The 13,570-nt window shown below is 63.0% G+C and carries 15 protein-coding genes and 1 tRNA gene; 8 read left to right on the plus strand and 8 right to left on the minus strand.

Annotation, left to right across the window (positions count from 1 at the left end):
* Positions 1-16 precede the first annotated feature (16 nt).
* Together ASH00_RS05210 and ASH00_RS05215 are read right to left on the minus strand one after the other, a co-directional pair.
* Positions 17-1,504: an FAD-dependent oxidoreductase gene (locus ASH00_RS05210; RefSeq protein WP_056545667.1), complete on the minus strand. Its 1,488-nt coding sequence runs from the start codon at positions 1,502-1,504 to the stop codon at positions 17-19.
* A 29-nt stretch (positions 1,505-1,533) separates the two neighbouring features.
* Positions 1,534-2,106, minus strand: a complete 573-nt coding sequence (locus ASH00_RS05215; protein WP_056545668.1) for a hypothetical protein — start codon at positions 2,104-2,106, stop codon at positions 1,534-1,536.
* A gap of 111 nt (positions 2,107-2,217) precedes the next feature.
* On the opposite strand from ASH00_RS05215, the gene ASH00_RS05220 reads away from it, so the two are divergent.
* Positions 2,218-2,604 carry a cysteine hydrolase family protein gene (locus ASH00_RS05220; protein ID WP_157359004.1) on the plus strand — a complete coding sequence of 129 codons (387 nt, stop codon included), beginning with the start codon at positions 2,218-2,220 and terminating at the stop codon, positions 2,602-2,604.
* A gap of 12 nt (positions 2,605-2,616) precedes the next feature.
* Here ASH00_RS05220 and ASH00_RS05225 read toward each other — a convergent pair whose 3' ends face one another.
* Complete coding sequence (locus ASH00_RS05225; RefSeq protein WP_056545678.1) at positions 2,617-2,820, minus strand: hypothetical protein; 204 nt, start codon at positions 2,818-2,820, stop codon at positions 2,617-2,619.
* 246 nt (positions 2,821-3,066) lie between these two features.
* Here ASH00_RS05225 and ASH00_RS05230 point away from each other — a divergent pair, with 246 nt between their 5' ends.
* Entirely contained in the window at positions 3,067-3,525 is a 459-nt protein-coding gene (locus ASH00_RS05230; RefSeq protein WP_056545680.1) for a DUF4383 domain-containing protein, read from the plus strand.
* Positions 3,526-3,623: 98 nt separating this feature from the next.
* On the opposite strand, the gene ASH00_RS05235 is transcribed toward ASH00_RS05230, so the two are convergent.
* Both ASH00_RS05235 and ASH00_RS05240 read right to left on the minus strand, forming a co-directional pair.
* The gene (locus ASH00_RS05235) at positions 3,624-4,064 is read right to left on the minus strand and encodes an Hsp20/alpha crystallin family protein (protein WP_056545683.1); all 441 of its coding nucleotides are present in this window, start codon (positions 4,062-4,064) and stop codon (positions 3,624-3,626) included.
* 174 nt (positions 4,065-4,238) lie between these two features.
* Positions 4,239-4,312: transfer RNA gene (locus tag ASH00_RS05240), tRNA-Val, on the minus strand.
* Between the two features lie 138 nt (positions 4,313-4,450).
* Here ASH00_RS05240 and ASH00_RS05245 point away from each other — a divergent pair.
* The 3 genes from ASH00_RS05245 (at position 4,451) to ASH00_RS05255 (ending at position 6,300) form a co-directional block, all read left to right on the plus strand.
* Positions 4,451-4,696: a DUF2630 family protein gene (locus ASH00_RS05245; protein WP_056545684.1), complete on the plus strand. Its 246-nt coding sequence runs from the start codon at positions 4,451-4,453 to the stop codon at positions 4,694-4,696.
* A 77-nt stretch (positions 4,697-4,773) separates the two neighbouring features.
* Entirely contained in the window at positions 4,774-5,382 is a 609-nt protein-coding gene (locus tag ASH00_RS05250; RefSeq protein WP_056545686.1) for a flavodoxin family protein, read from the plus strand.
* 90 nt (positions 5,383-5,472) lie between these two features.
* Positions 5,473-6,300: a formate/nitrite transporter family protein gene (locus ASH00_RS05255; RefSeq protein ID WP_056545688.1), complete on the plus strand. Its 828-nt coding sequence runs from the start codon at positions 5,473-5,475 to the stop codon at positions 6,298-6,300.
* 59 nt (positions 6,301-6,359) lie between these two features.
* Here ASH00_RS05255 and ASH00_RS05260 read toward each other — a convergent pair whose 3' ends face one another.
* Together ASH00_RS05260 and ku are read right to left on the minus strand one after the other, a co-directional pair.
* Entirely contained in the window at positions 6,360-6,608 is a 249-nt protein-coding gene (locus tag ASH00_RS05260) for a hypothetical protein (protein ID WP_056545690.1), read from the minus strand.
* Entirely contained in the window at positions 6,608-7,450 is an 843-nt protein-coding gene (ku, locus tag ASH00_RS05265) for a non-homologous end joining protein Ku (RefSeq protein ID WP_056545692.1), read from the minus strand. The genes ASH00_RS05260 and ku overlap by 1 nt, the downstream gene beginning before the upstream one ends.
* A 46-nt stretch (positions 7,451-7,496) precedes the next feature.
* On the opposite strand from ku, the gene ASH00_RS05270 reads away from it, so the two are divergent.
* Genes ASH00_RS05270 through ASH00_RS05280 form a run of 3 tightly spaced genes read left to right on the plus strand, consistent with a single transcriptional unit; the run spans position 7,497 to position 12,877 of the window.
* Positions 7,497-7,979 carry an SRPBCC domain-containing protein gene (locus tag ASH00_RS05270; RefSeq protein ID WP_056545693.1) on the plus strand — a complete coding sequence of 161 codons (483 nt, stop codon included), beginning with the start codon at positions 7,497-7,499 and terminating at the stop codon, positions 7,977-7,979.
* Between the two features lie 40 nt (positions 7,980-8,019).
* Positions 8,020-10,476 (plus strand): ATP-dependent DNA ligase, encoded by a 2,457-nt coding sequence (locus ASH00_RS05275; protein WP_056545695.1) that lies wholly within the window; start codon positions 8,020-8,022, stop codon positions 10,474-10,476.
* Positions 10,477-10,498: 22 nt separating this feature from the next.
* Positions 10,499-12,877 (plus strand): phosphoketolase family protein, encoded by a 2,379-nt coding sequence (locus tag ASH00_RS05280; protein WP_056545698.1) that lies wholly within the window; start codon positions 10,499-10,501, stop codon positions 12,875-12,877.
* A 26-nt stretch (positions 12,878-12,903) separates the two neighbouring features.
* Here the strand turns inward: ASH00_RS05280 and ASH00_RS05285 are convergent, their stop codons facing one another.
* The gene (locus ASH00_RS05285) at positions 12,904-13,530 is read right to left on the minus strand and encodes a cob(I)yrinic acid a,c-diamide adenosyltransferase (RefSeq protein WP_056545699.1); all 627 of its coding nucleotides are present in this window, start codon (positions 13,528-13,530) and stop codon (positions 12,904-12,906) included.
* Between the last annotated feature and the right edge of the window lie 40 nt (positions 13,531-13,570).

A 13,570-nucleotide genomic window follows, 5' to 3' on the forward strand; every position in this document is an offset into this window, starting at 1 on the left:
AACTCGTGAACCGGCCCTACGGCGCCTGCAAGTCGCGTGTGGCCGGGCCCTCGAGGCGTACGCCGTCATGGGTGAAGCGGGATCCGTGGAGCGGGCAGTCCCAGGATTGCTCGGCGTCATTCCAGCTCAATACGCCGCCGAGGTGGGGGCAGACAGCTGATACCCGGTGCGTCACGCCGGCGATTTGGCAGACACCCACCGGCCGGGCACCTTCCCGCACAATCACGCCCTGGCCCTCGGCAGGCCGGGCGTGGGAGGTCCGCGCCAGCCCGCCCAGCCAGCCGGTGACCATTTCGACCCCGACGCCGGCGTTCGTTTTTGCGGTGCTGAGCGCGTCCTGTTTGCCCACCCGGGTCTTATACAGCTCCTTCGCCCACGGCATCTGCCCGCCGAGGATTTCCGCTGACAGGGCCAGCCCTGCAGCCACCCCGTTGGTGAAACCCCACTTGTTGAAGCCGGTTGCCGCGTAGATGGATTGGCCGCCGACGGGCATCTTCCCCACATAGGGAACCGATGACGCCGGCTGGTAGTCCTGCGCCGACCAGCTGAACGCTGCCTGCGCGGTGGGAAAGTGCTCCTGGGTCCAGCGAATGATGTCGTCGACGAGGGACTGCGTATGCGCCTCGCGCCCAACGGTATGTCCGTTGCCGCCCACGATGAGGTACGCGCGTTCCTCGATCGTGGCAGTGCGCAACGTGCGCGAGGGAGAGTCAACTGACAGGTACATGCCCTGCGGAATCTCGTCCTGCACGGTAAAAGCAACGGCATAGGAACGGTGTGGCTGCAGGACCGAGAAATGCCCGCCACGGTCCACGATCGGTGTTCCGGTGGCGATGATGACGCTGGCCGCCGAAATCTCGCCCAACGAGGTCTGGATGGTGCTCTGCTCGCCCTTGGTGCTGCCGGCCTTCACGCCGGTGACCCGAACGCCCTCGATGAGCTCGCCGGAGTGCTTGCGCAGGTCTGCTGCGAGTGCGGCAAGGACCTCCAGTGGATGTACCTGTGCCTGACCAGCCACGCGCAGCGTACGGGTCACCGGGAACGGGAGCTCCGAGGAGTCTTCAAGGACGGCACTAAGTCCGGAAGTGGCGCATGCGTCCCGTTCCTCGCCCAGGAGGCGGGCGCCCTCGTCCGTGATGGCGTAATTGAAGGCGTCCCGGACCTCGTAGCTGACGTTGTTTTCATCGCAGAACCGGAGCAGCCAGCTTTGGCCCTCGCGGTTTGCGGTGACATAGTGACGGGCCAGAGCCGCTCCGTGGTGTTTGATGACCGAGGACAACTGCGTGCCCTGCAGCAGTGAGACTTTGGCCGTGCTGTTCCCGGTAGTCACTGCACCAACCGTTCGCGCTTCCAGGACCGCTACCCGCTGACCGGATCGCGCCAGCAACGTGGCAGTGGTCAGACCGGTGATACCGGCGCCGACCACCACGGAATCGTACTGGCCGTCCGCCTGAAAGGTGTCAACGGGAATGCGCGGTGATGATTCAAGCCAAAGGGACTTCACGGCCAGTTCTCCTTCTGTAGTGCGGTTGATTACCAGTCCAGTTCAATTCCGATGTTGTCTGACGGACCTTCCGGCGCCGTGCCGAGGTAGATCACCTCACCGGTTTCGTCGTCGCGCAGGAAAGTGTGGAAAGTTCCCGGAGTGAGGCTGCCGCTGATCGGCGGGAAGCCCTGTTCGGCGGAGATCCGGTCCTGGAAGCCGACGGCGGGAAGGCCGTCGTCGTTCACAATGAACCAGTCCCACACCGCGCCGGTCGACAGGTCGACCGCGAGAACCGTGCCGGCGGGCCATCCTGCGTCCGGATCCCGGTCTGAACCTGGGATCTGGCGCCCGGCTGAGCGGTCGTACCCGGCGAGGAATTTTCCTGTGTCAGCACGCACCAGGCCAACCAGCAGGGGAAGTCCCGGTGTTCCGGGGGAGAGCGCCGTTGTGTCCCACCATCCGCTGTAGGCAGTCTGCAACGGGAACACGTCGCCCGGTTCTACGCTCACGGGCAGCGGCTGGAAGTAGGGTGGCGTTGGCGCGGCGGCCGTTTGCGCACTGCAACCCGGAAGAACGACGACGGCGAGCAGCACAGTTACGCCCGGCAGATGCGTCCGCACCTTAATCACCTCCGTGGCGTCAACGCTAGCCCTCGCCGGCCCGCCCCTCAAGGAGCATTCCTAAGTATGCTGTCAAAAGAGTTGCAAGGGACCTTCGCCGGGAGGAAGAACATGACGGCTGCACTGCTCATCATTGATATGCAGAAGGCATTTTTTGAAGACGAATCTCTCGGCAATCAGCAGGACTTCCTGATTGCGGCCTGCAACTCAGCTATCGCGGATGCGCGCGAGGCCGGCATTGCCGTCTATCTCATCCGCACAGAGCACCAGCGGGACAAATCAACGTGGACACTGAGCATGCTCGACGATGATCAGGGGTTCCTTTTCAGCGGCACCGAGCAGGCGGAATCCGTTGATGACCTCGATGTCGGGGGTCTTCCTGAGTTGGTGAAGACGCGTGACAGCGCTTTCTTCGGGACCGACCTGATGGATGAGTACCGTCAGGATTCCCTCGACGCGAGCGGGATCCGGCAGTTGTTCTCGAAGAAGCGCGCTTAGTCGGTGGACGGATCAGATGCCGATGCTGTAGCCGTCCTCCCGGTGGAACAGCCGACGGCCCGCGCCGTCGTCGGACCGGACCCAGACAACCGAGGAGTCATCGGCGTGATCTTCGAGTACGCCGGAGAACTGGTCTCCCGAGGAGTGCCGAAGGGTTATCTTCTGGCCGCGCCTGAGCGTCGAGAAGTCGGCAAGCGAGGAATGTTGCGAGGTCATTGGGGAAAGCCTTCCTGAGAGTGTGACTGACGCCACACTATGGGCCGTTCCTGAATGTTTGGTGAATAAAAACTGGGTAATTGCCCAAATGGACGCAAACGTTTATCGAAAAGATAGCTAAGCAAGCTTTCTATTCTGTTCTGCCTATGGCACGCTGGCAGTACAAATGGCGGGACATACTGTCGATAGCTCGCAAGATCACGCGCCGGTGTCCGCCAGTCCGGCCACTTTAGAGGGGATAGTGCAATGGCATCAACACATTCAGGGTCGGGTGTAGGCACCCGGACAAACATTCAGAAGGCCGCACTCGCGGTAGGAGTGGTCTTCCTCCTGGTCGGCGTGCTGGGATTCATTCCCGGTATCACCAGCAATTACGACACGCTGCAGTTCGCCGGCCCTGAGTCCGAGGCGCAACTCCTCGGCCTGTTCCAGGTTTCCATCCTGCACAACATTGTTCACCTGCTGTTCGGCGTCGCGGGCGTCGCGATGGCAAAGACTGCAACCGGCGCTTACAACTTCCTGCTGTGGGGCGGCGTTATCTACGCGGTGTTCTTCATTTACGGGCTTATCATCCCGCATGATTCGGCAGCGAACTTCGTTCCGCTCGATGCTGCTGACAACATCCTGCACCTCGTGCTGGCGATTGGCATGATCGCGCTGGCCCTCGCCCTTCGGGACAAGCACCGCACTGTTCGGGACCGGTAGTCCCGCTCCAGCCGACTACAAAACAAACAGAACGACGACGGCGGGCCGCAGCCCGCCGTCGTCGTTCTGTTTGTGCTGTGCGTGGCTCCGCTGACGATTTAGGCTTCCACAGCCCTGTCTGTCTGCACCGGCTGGGCGTCTTCGCCGGAAACCACCTCGATCTTGCGGGGCCTTGCGCGCTCGCTAACCGGGATGGTCACGCTGAGCACGCCGTTTTCGTAGCGTGCCGAGATGGCATCGATGTCGATACCTTGGCCGAGGTTCAGTTGCCGGAGGAAGGATCCGCTCTCACGCTCGCGGGTCAGCCACTTGACTCCCTCCGCGTTGCGCAGGGTGCGCTCGGCGCGGATGGTCAACAGCTGGCCGTCGACGTCAATGTCAACAGATCCCGGATCGATGCCCGGAAGGTCAGCGGTCAGGATGTAGTGGTCTCCCTCGCGGTACAGGTCCATTGGCATCAGCCGCAGACCCTGGCGGGGATCGAGAAGTGCGCCGGCCACGCGGTCCAGTTCACGGAATGGGTCGAATTTCATTGCCATGATGGTTCACTCCCTGTGAGTCAGTAACTTCAGTGGGTTGAGTCTGGTTCGCTCAACCTGCAAGTAGATTAGCACTCGCAGGAGGAGAGTGCTAACGGTTTATGTTCGCTCTGAACGAACTATTCGGAACACAAAATAGCCCGCCCCGCATGCTGCGGGACGGGCTATGAACGGTGCCTGCGCGGGGCCTCGATCCCCGGGCCTTCCGCGTGTGAAGCGGATGCTCTACCAGACTGAGCTACACAGGCAAATAGTTCCCAGTCAGTTTAGGTCATTGTCAGACGGATGATGCAAACGCGGGCGTGCGGTAGATATTCAGGCGAACACTAAGTAGCCTGACTATTTGAGGCTATCCCACTTCTCGATGTCAGCGAAGGAGTTTGGCAATGGACGATGAGGATATTCTGGCGCGGATCCAGGCGCTGGTCGACAAGGAACACGAGCTGCGGGATTCACCCTCGGGTGACGATGCTCCCGGCGAAGATCGCCGCAGCAGGCTGCGGCGGGTCGAGGAACAGCTCGACCAGTGCTGGGACCTGCTCCGTCAGCGGCGGGCGAAGGAAGACGCAGGGGAAAGCCCACAGGAAGCGGAGGCCCGGCCGATCGACCAGGTCGAGGGCTACCGCCAGTAAGCACACCGATTTGGCAGGACACGCCCCGATACCCCGTTGACAAGGGGTGTCCTGCCGACTCAACGGAAGGAATCTTCATGGACGACCTCAAAGCATTTGCACTGATCTGTACTCTCACCCCTTCGCCCGATGCCTCGAGCACCGATGTGATGGCCAACCACATCCTTGGCAAGCTCAAGGAGCAGGGGGTAACGACGTCGTCGGCCCGGGTAGTTGACCACAACGTTGCTCCGGGCGTGCAGACCGACATGGGAAACGGGGATGAATGGCCGCAGCTCCGGCAGCAGATCCTCGATGCGGACATCTTCCTCCTGTGCGCACCTATCTGGGTAGGACACATGAGCAGCCTGGGACAGCGGGTGTTCGAACGGCTGGACGCCGATCTCTCCTCGACTGATGGTGAGGGCCGGCCCATCATGTACAACAAGGTCGCTCTGACCGCGGTGGTGGGAAACGAGGACGGCGCCCACCATGTCACTGCCGAGATGCACCAGGGCCTGAACGACATCGGCTTCACCGTCGCGGCGCAGGGCGGTGTCTACTGGGTCGGGGAAGCAATGCAGACCGTGGACTTCAAGGACCTGGACCAGGTACCTGATCCGGTTGCTTCCACAATTTCCTCTATGTCCGTGAACGCTGTCCACCTGGCGAAGTCCCTCAAGGCAGCTCCCTACCCAGCTCCCTAGCATTGAGTTGGCAGGACACACCCCGAAAGGGGCCCCAAAAGGGATGTGTCCTGCTCATTGACGGGTACTACAACGGAATAGGCGAGTCGCTTGAACGATCACAAGAACGATGACGAAGCCCGACGGCGGGAACTCGGCGATAATGCGGGCCCGGTCGAGGAAGAGATCGAGGAATCGTTCGACCGCACCGTGGATGAAGGCGCACAGCGCCTGAACCGCACCTTTCCCGACGTACTCATCACCGGGCTCTTCGGAGGCTTCGAAATAGGAGTCGGCGTGATCGCCTATCTGGCGGTGCTTCACGAAACCGACAATCACCTACTCGCGGGACTCGCGTTCAGCGCGGGGTTCATTGCGCTGCTGCTTGCCAAGAGCGAACTCTTCACTGAGGGATTCCTTGTTCCCATCGCAGCGGTGACCGCGAAGCAGGCGAGCCTTGCGCAGCTCGGCAAGCTCTGGGGCGGCACCCTGATAGCGAACCTTGCAGGCGGCTGGATCTTCATGCTGATTGCCATGAACGCCTTCCCGCAATGGGCCGGCACGGTCACCACGTCCGCCGAGCACTACGTCGGCGCAGGGTTCGGCTGGGAATCCATCTGCCTTGCGTTGCTCGGCGGAAGCACCATCACGCTGATGACGCGCATGCAACACGGCACGGAGGAAATGAGTGGGAAGCTGATGGCCGCCGTCGTTGGCGGGTTTGTGCTCTCCGGCCTGCAGTTATTCCATTCCATCCTGGATTCGCTGCTCATCTTCGGCGCGATCCTCGCGGGCGCCGACATCAGCTACCTGGACTGGCTGAGCTGGTTCGGCTACACCGTTGTGTTCAACGTCATCGGCGGAATCCTGCTGGTTACCGCCCTCCGCCTGGTCCGTGACCGGAAACTCGTGGAGCGGGAACGGGAAAAGACGAGTTGAGTTGGCAGGTCACGCCCTGAAAGAGTGCTCATAAGGGGCGTGTCCTGCCAACTCACGGCTTAGTTGCGGCGGGCCAGCCAGCCCAGGGTCAGCGTGCCCATGGTCCGGCGGAAGCCGCTGTCACCCTCCGCCAACTCCAGCGCTGCCCACACCATCAGGCATGCCTTGCTCGCATCCGCCAGCGCCTCCCGGTTCTTTTCGTCGAGCGCCATCATCGATGCGACGCCCAGCAGCGCCCATCCCACAATGGGTGCATTTGGCCGCTTGGCTATTGTCTGCTGTCCAAAGTCATTCCTGATGAATCCCATTACGCGCCTTTCTTCGATGCCGACTTTGCGGGTTTCTTGGCCTCCGCGGAGCCCTTCTTTTCGCGATTCTTTTCCACACTCCGACGGAGCGCTTCCATGAGATCCAGGACGTTTCCTCCCTCTTCTTCTCCGGTCTCCCCGAAGGTCTCATCTGTATCGAGAGCCTCGCCCTTCTCGAGTTTCGCCTCGATAAGTGTGCGCAGCTGCTCCTGGTAGTCGTCCTTGAAGTTCTCGGGATCAAAATCCGAGGAGAACGACTCAACCAGGGCCGCCGACATTTCCTTCTCCTTGGCGGAGATGCGCACCTTCTCGTCGAGCGACGGGAACGTGGCCTCACGCACCTCGTCCTGCCACAGGAGCGTCTGGATCATCAGGACATCCCCGCGGACCCGCAGCGCCGCCAACCGCGACTTCTGCCGCAGCGAGAACTGCACAATGGCCGTCCGGTCCGTTTCCTCCAGCGTGCGCCGGAGCAGCACATACGCCTTCGTCGACTTTGAATCCGGTTCAAGGTAATAGGCGCGGTCGAGCATGATCGGATCGATCTGGTCGCTCGGAACAAACTCGACCACCTCGATCTCGCGGCTTTTTTCCACCGGGAGCGACGCAAGGTCTTCGCTGGTGAGCACCACGGTGCGCTCGCCGTCGTCGTACGCCTTGTCGATGTTCTTGTACTCGACGATCTCGCCGCAGATCTCACAGCGCCGCTGGTAACGAATGCGGCCGCCGTCCTTGTCATGAACCTGATGAAGGCTGATGTCGTGGTCCTCGGTGGCGCTGTAAACCTTGACCGGCACGTTGACCAGCCCAAACGCTACTGCACCCTTCCAGATGGCTCTCATGTTCCTAGTGAACCAGTGTTGCCCGTGCCGGTCTACGATTGCTTAGGTGAACTCCGAACCGATGGTTACCAAAACGCTCGCCGATGGAGAACCTGCCCTGTGGTTCGAGATGCGCTTCAACGCGCCGGCGCGGGTGTTGTGGAAGCATTTGGTCGATCCTGAAAAGCTGAAGTACTGGTTCCCCTGCCAGCTCGATGTCCTGCCGCGTCCCGGCGCGGTAGTCACCTTCACGTTCCCCGGTCAGAGACCCATGGAGGGCACAGTCCTTGAGGCTGAAAAGCCGCGGTTGCTCGCCTACACCTGGGACGAGGAAGTTCTTCGCTGGGAAATTGAGGACGACGACGACGGCGGCAGCCTCCTCACGCTCACCAATACCTTGGCGGAGGGTCAAGACATAGCCCGCTCGGCGGCCGGCTGGCACCTGACGCTCATGGGCCTGGACGACTACCTGAATGAACGCTCCCTGGGGCAGGACCCGGCGCTGTGGGATCAGTACGTGGCACGGTACGAGGACCAGCTGGGCGGTTGAGCCACTGGCGTAATCGGCGCTTCCCTACAAGACTGGGCAAATGGCTCCAGGCAGCGCGCAGCAGACGGTTACCGTCGATGGGCGCCGCCTGAGACTCACCAGCCTGGACCGCGTGATGTATCCGGGAACGGGAACCACGAAGGCGGACGTGCTGGCCTACTACGCGGCCGTCGCTGACTGCCTCATTCCGCACGCACGGAACCGGCCGGTCACCCGCAAACGGTGGGTCAACGGCGTCGGCACCGAGGAAAAGCCGGGCGAGGTGTTCTTCCAGAAGAACCTCGACAAGTCGGCGCCGTCGTGGATTGAGCGCCACGGGATCGAGCACAACGACCACACCAACGTCTATCCGATGCTCAATGATCTGGCCACCCTGACCTGGCTGGGACAAATCTCCGCCCTTGAGATCCACGTTCCGCAGTGGCAGTTCGGGCCTGAGGGTGAGGTGAACAACCCGGACCGGATGGTTCTGGACCTGGATCCGGGGCCGGGTGCTTCCCTTCCCGAATGCGCCGAGGTGGCGCGGTTGGCGCGCGAGATTCTCAATGACATGGGCCTCGATCCGCGTCCGGTGACCAGCGGTTCGAAGGGAATCCACCTGTACGCGGCGCTGAATCGGGAACAGACCTCGGACCAGGTCTCCGCGGTCGCGAAGGAACTGGCTCGTATCCTCGAGGCTGACCACCCGGACCTGGTGGTCAGCGATATGAAGAAGTCGCTGCGCGGCGGGAAGGTGCTTCTGGACTGGAGCCAGAACAACCGCAACAAGACCACCATCACGCCGTACTCGCTCCGCGGGAAGGCCCACCCCATGGTCGCCGCGCCGCGCACCTGGGAGGAACTCGACGATCCGGACCTGGCGCACCTCGACTTCGAGCAGGTGATCGAGCGCATTCGTGAGCACGGTGATCTGCTCGCGGACATGGATCGCGGGCAGGCCGGCTCGGAGCCCATGTCCTCAAACCTCCAGCACGACGACGACGGCGGCCCGGACCGGCTGCACACGTACCGTTCGATGCGGGACGCTTCGAAGACACCGGAACCCGTCCCGGATGCGGTAGGGGAGCCGGGCGGCAACAGTTTTGTGATCCAGGAACATCACGCGCGTCGGCTGCACTACGATTTCCGGCTGGAACGCGACGGCGTCCTGGTTTCCTGGGCGATTCCGAAGGGACCGCCGACGTCCACGGGCGAGAATCACCTCGCCGTCCAGACCGAAGACCATCCGCTGGATTACGGCTCCTTCGAGGGCACTATCCCCAAGGGCGAGTACGGGGCCGGTGAAGTCTATATCTGGGATTCGGGCACGTACGAGGCTGAGAAGTGGCGGCCCGGCAAAGAGGTCATCTGCACGCTGCAGGGCCGGGAGGACGGCGGACTGGCCAAGGGCGGCAACGCGGTCCGGCGGTTCGCACTCATTCACACGGGCGGCTCGACTGACTCAGCCGAGAAGAACTGGCTCATCCATCTGATGAAGGAGCAGCCCGGGCAGCCATCGCCTCCCGCCTTTACGCCGCGGCCCACCGAGGAGTTGCCCACGCCCAAACCAATGCTCGCCACCAGCGGCTCGCCGGGACTGCTGCGTTCCGAGGAGGACTGGGCATTCGAGATGAAGTGGGACGGTATCCGCGCTGTCGCTACGGTGACGCCCGAGGGAACCCGCCTGCTGAGCCGCAACGGCAACGACCTGACCAAGGCCTACCCGGAACTCGCTGATCTCGGCAGCTACGTCAACGCGCAGCAGGCGGTGCTCGACGGTGAGATTGTCGCCATCAACAAAGCCGGCCGTCCGGACTTCGGCTTGCTGCAGGGGCGCATGAACCTGACCAAGAAGTCCGACATCGATGCGGCGCGGAGGCGGACGCCTGTTCATTTCCTGCTGTTTGACCTGCTGCATCTCGACGGCAACTCGTTGCTGGACCTCGGGTACACCCAGCGCCGGGAGGTGCTTGAGCAGGCGGTAGACGCGCCGGGCGACGGTCACATCCAGGTGCCGCCCGCCCTCGACGCGACTCTCGATGAGGCGATCGACGCGAGCAAGGAGCTCGGCCTCGAAGGGATTATGGCGAAACGGGTCAACAGCACCTACTCGCCGGGCCGGCGCTCGGAATCGTGGGTGAAAATCAAGCATTCGCTGACCCAGGAAGTTGTTGTGGTCGGTTGGCGGCCGGGGAAGGGTAGCCGCGCCCACAAGGTCGGTTCACTGCTCGTGGCCATTCCCGACGGCGTGGACCTGAAGTACATCGGTCGGGTGGGTTCAGGCCTGACCGAGCGGGAGCTGGCGGAGATCGGGTCGCGGCTCAAGAAAATGGGACGCAAGACCGCACCGCTCGACGACGTTCCGGCCCCCGACGCCTCGGACGCACGCTGGGTCCGGCCGGCACTGGTCGGTGAGGTCCAGTTCAGTGAACGCACGTCCGCCGGCAAGCTGCGCCACCCGGTCTGGCGGGGGTGGCGGCCGGACAAGAAGCCGTCCGACGTCGTCGTCGAAATCTGATTCGCTGAATCGAGGAGGAACTATGCAGGTTGATGAGCTCGACGCCTGGTGGCGGGCCGCCAATTATCTGTCCGTCGGTCAGATCTACCTGCGGGACAACCCGCTCCTGCGCCGGCCGCTGCGCCGTGAGGACGTGAAGGAGCGCCTGCTTGGCCATTGGGGAACCACGCCCGGCCTCAACTTCATCTACGCGCACCTGAACCGCGTGATCAGTGACCACGGGCAGGAGATGCTCTTCATCACCGGGCCGGGGCACGGCGGCCCTGCGAACGTTGCCAACGCCTGGCTCGAGGGTACCTACACGGAAACCTACAGCCACGTCGGCCGGGATGAGGCGGGCCTGAAGGAGCTCTTCAAACAGTTCAGCTACCCCGGCGGGATTCCGTCCCACGCCGCTCCCGAAACGCCGGGCTCCATCAATGAGGGCGGCGAATTGGGTTATTCGCTGGCGCACGCTTACGGCGCGGTCTTCGACAACCCGAACTTGATTGCCGCCTGCGTCATTGGCGACGGCGAGGCAGAGACCGGACCGTTGGCGGCAAGCTGGCACTCAAACAGTTTCCTGGACGCGAAGCACGACGGCGCGGTGCTGCCGATCCTGCACCTGAACGGCTACAAGATCGCGAACCCGACGGTGTTGTCCCGAATGCCGGAGGCCCAGCTGGAGCAGTTGATGCGCGGCTACGGCTACGAGCCGCACTTCGTCACGGTCACCGATCCCCACGCGACGGAGCAGGCGCACCGGGACTTCGCCGCGGCGCTCGATACCTGCCTGGCGGGGATCAGGGAAGTGCAGGCCGCAGCCCGCCAGGAGCCGCGCGCCGGGACGGAGTACGCGCCGTGGCCCATGATCGTGCTGCGCTCGCCGAAGGGCTGGACAGGACCGGCGACGGTGGACGGCAAGCAGGTAGAGGGCACCTGGCGGGCGCACCAGGTTCCGCTGTCAGGAGTTCACGACGACGACGCGCACCTTCACCAGCTCGAGGAATGGATGCGCTCCTACCGCCCCGAGGAGCTTTTCGCAGAGGACGGGACGCTGAGGAATGAGGTAGCCGCTCAGGCACCGCCGGGAGACCGGCGCATGAGCGCCACGCCGTACGCCAACGGCGGCAGGCTCCTGCAGGACCTCAAGCTGCCTGCCTACGGGGACCACGCCGTCGTCGTCGATAAACCGGGCCTGGAAAAGGTGAGCCCCATGCTCACCGCCGGCGGCTATCTGCGGGACATCATCCGGTTGAATCCCGAAAACTTCCGGCTTTTCGGGCCGGATGAAACGGCCTCGAACCGTCTGCAGGACGTCTACGAGGTCACCAACAAGGCATGGCAGCAACGGATTGACGACGTCGACGAGCACCTGGCGCGGTCCGGCCGCGTTCTTGAGGTCCTCAGCGAGCACCTGTGCCAGGGCTGGCTCGAGGGCTACCTCCTGACCGGGCGGCACGGGGTGTTCAACTGCTACGAAGCGTTTGTGCACATTGTCGACTCGATGTTCAACCAGCACGCAAAATGGTTGAAGGTGCATCAGGACCTGCCGTGGCGGCAGCCGATCGCGTCGCTGAACTACATGTTGTCCAGCCACGTCTGGCAGCAGGACCACAACGGGTTCTCGCACCAGGATCCCGGGTTCATTGATCATGTGGTCAACAAGAAAGCGGACGTCATCCGTGTCTACCTTCCGCCGGACGCCAACACCATGCTGGCCGTCACCGAGCACTGCCTCCAGACGCGGGACAGAGTAAACGTGATCGTTACGGGCAAGCAGCCCACCATGACCTGGCTTGGCCCGGAGGAGGCGCGCCTGCACGTCGAGCGGGGTATCGGGGTCTGGGACTTCGCCGGAAGCGAGGATCCGCGCGGCGGGGAGGATCCCGACGTCGTACTGGGGTGTGCAGGAGATGTGCCGACGGTAGAGGTGGTGGCGGCCGCACGGCTGCTGAAGGACGCGCTGCCCGCCCTGAAAGTGCGGGTGGTGAACGTGGTGGACCTGATGCGCCTTCAGGACGAGTCCGGGCACCCACATGGGTTGCCCGCTCGGGATTTCGACACCCTCTTCACGCTGGACCGTCCCGTCATCTTCGCCTACCACGGCTACCCGTGGCTTATCCACCGGCTCACGTATCGGCGCACCAATCACAACAACATCCATGTGCGCGGCTATAAGGAGGAAGGGACCACCACCACGCCCTTCGACATGGCCATGTTGAACCAGATTGACCGGTACCAGCTTGCGATGGACGTGATCGACCGGGTGCCTTCGCTTCGCTCCACGCAGGCGGGGCTGCGGCAGCACCTGCAGGACGAGCGGCAGCGGGCCTGGCAGTACACGCGTGATGTCGGTAAGGACATTGATGCGGTGACCGGCTGGATGCTGGAGGAGGCTTCACCCGACGACGCCACGTGAGACGCGGCGCACGAGCGGCGCCGGACTTACTCGGCTGCGGGTGCCTCTTCCTCCGACGGAACACGCACCGACGCCTCAGGAACCCAGGTGATGTCGCCGTGCTCCAGGTTGGCGTTCCGCGCCAGCACAAAAAGCAACGCGGACAGCCGGTTGAGATACCGGCCGTTGACCGGATTCACCACACCGGGATATTCCTCGACGGCGGCCCAGACGGCCCGCTCAGCACGGCGGACAATGCCACGCGCCTGGTACAGCAGCGCCCCGGACAGCGTTCCGCCAGGAAGAACCATGCCGCTGAGGTCACCGGCCTCCTCGGCGAAGTGGTCAATGGCGCGCTCCAGCCGTTCAACATGGCCGGGAACCATGCGGGCCTGAGGCTGCGTCACGGCGTTCAGGGGAGCCGCGAGGTCGGTGGCCACGTCGAAGAGGTCGTTCTGCACACTCACCAGGGTGGCGGAAACGTCCGTACGGAGACCTCCGGCGGCAATCGCCACGCTCACTGCAGCGTTCGCCTCATCACACTCCGCGTGGGCAACAACGCGGCTGTCATTCTTGGAGCAGTTGCCGTGCCCGCCGAAGTCCGTGAAACCGGTGTCTCCCTCGCCCGTGTAGAAGTGACCGTCCGAGGGATAATTCTTCGCTTCCTCAACCATTCGGTAAGTATACTTAGCGTCGGTTCCTGCATTCCACGAC

This window comes from Arthrobacter sp. Soil782, from assembly GCF_001428435.1.
GTDB lineage: Bacteria > Actinomycetota > Actinomycetes > Actinomycetales > Micrococcaceae > Arthrobacter_D > Arthrobacter_D parietis.

What these genes read in the sequence shown, in the direction of transcription:
- ASH00_RS05220 (WP_157359004.1), top strand. Translation starts at nt 2,218, where the DNA reads ATGACGGCTGCACTGCTCATCATTGATATGCAGAAGGCATTTTTTGAA.
- ASH00_RS05225 (WP_056545678.1), bottom strand. Translation starts at nt 2,820, where the DNA reads ATGACCTCGCAACATTCCTCGCTTGCCGACTTCTCGACGCTCAGGCGC.
- ASH00_RS05230 (WP_056545680.1), top strand. Translation starts at nt 3,067, where the DNA reads ATGGCATCAACACATTCAGGGTCGGGTGTAGGCACCCGGACAAACATT.
- ASH00_RS05235 (WP_056545683.1), bottom strand. Translation starts at nt 4,064, where the DNA reads ATGGCAATGAAATTCGACCCATTCCGTGAACTGGACCGCGTGGCCGGC.
- ASH00_RS05245 (WP_056545684.1), top strand. Translation starts at nt 4,451, where the DNA reads ATGGACGATGAGGATATTCTGGCGCGGATCCAGGCGCTGGTCGACAAG.
- ASH00_RS05250 (WP_056545686.1), top strand. Translation starts at nt 4,774, where the DNA reads ATGGACGACCTCAAAGCATTTGCACTGATCTGTACTCTCACCCCTTCG.
- ASH00_RS05260 (WP_056545690.1), bottom strand. Translation starts at nt 6,608, where the DNA reads ATGGGATTCATCAGGAATGACTTTGGACAGCAGACAATAGCCAAGCGG.
- ku (WP_056545692.1), bottom strand. Translation starts at nt 7,450, where the DNA reads ATGAGAGCCATCTGGAAGGGTGCAGTAGCGTTTGGGCTGGTCAACGTG.
- ASH00_RS05275 (WP_056545695.1), top strand. Translation starts at nt 8,020, where the DNA reads ATGGCTCCAGGCAGCGCGCAGCAGACGGTTACCGTCGATGGGCGCCGC.
- ASH00_RS05280 (WP_056545698.1), top strand. Translation starts at nt 10,499, where the DNA reads ATGCAGGTTGATGAGCTCGACGCCTGGTGGCGGGCCGCCAATTATCTG.
- ASH00_RS05285 (WP_056545699.1), bottom strand. Translation starts at nt 13,530, where the DNA reads ATGGTTGAGGAAGCGAAGAATTATCCCTCGGACGGTCACTTCTACACG.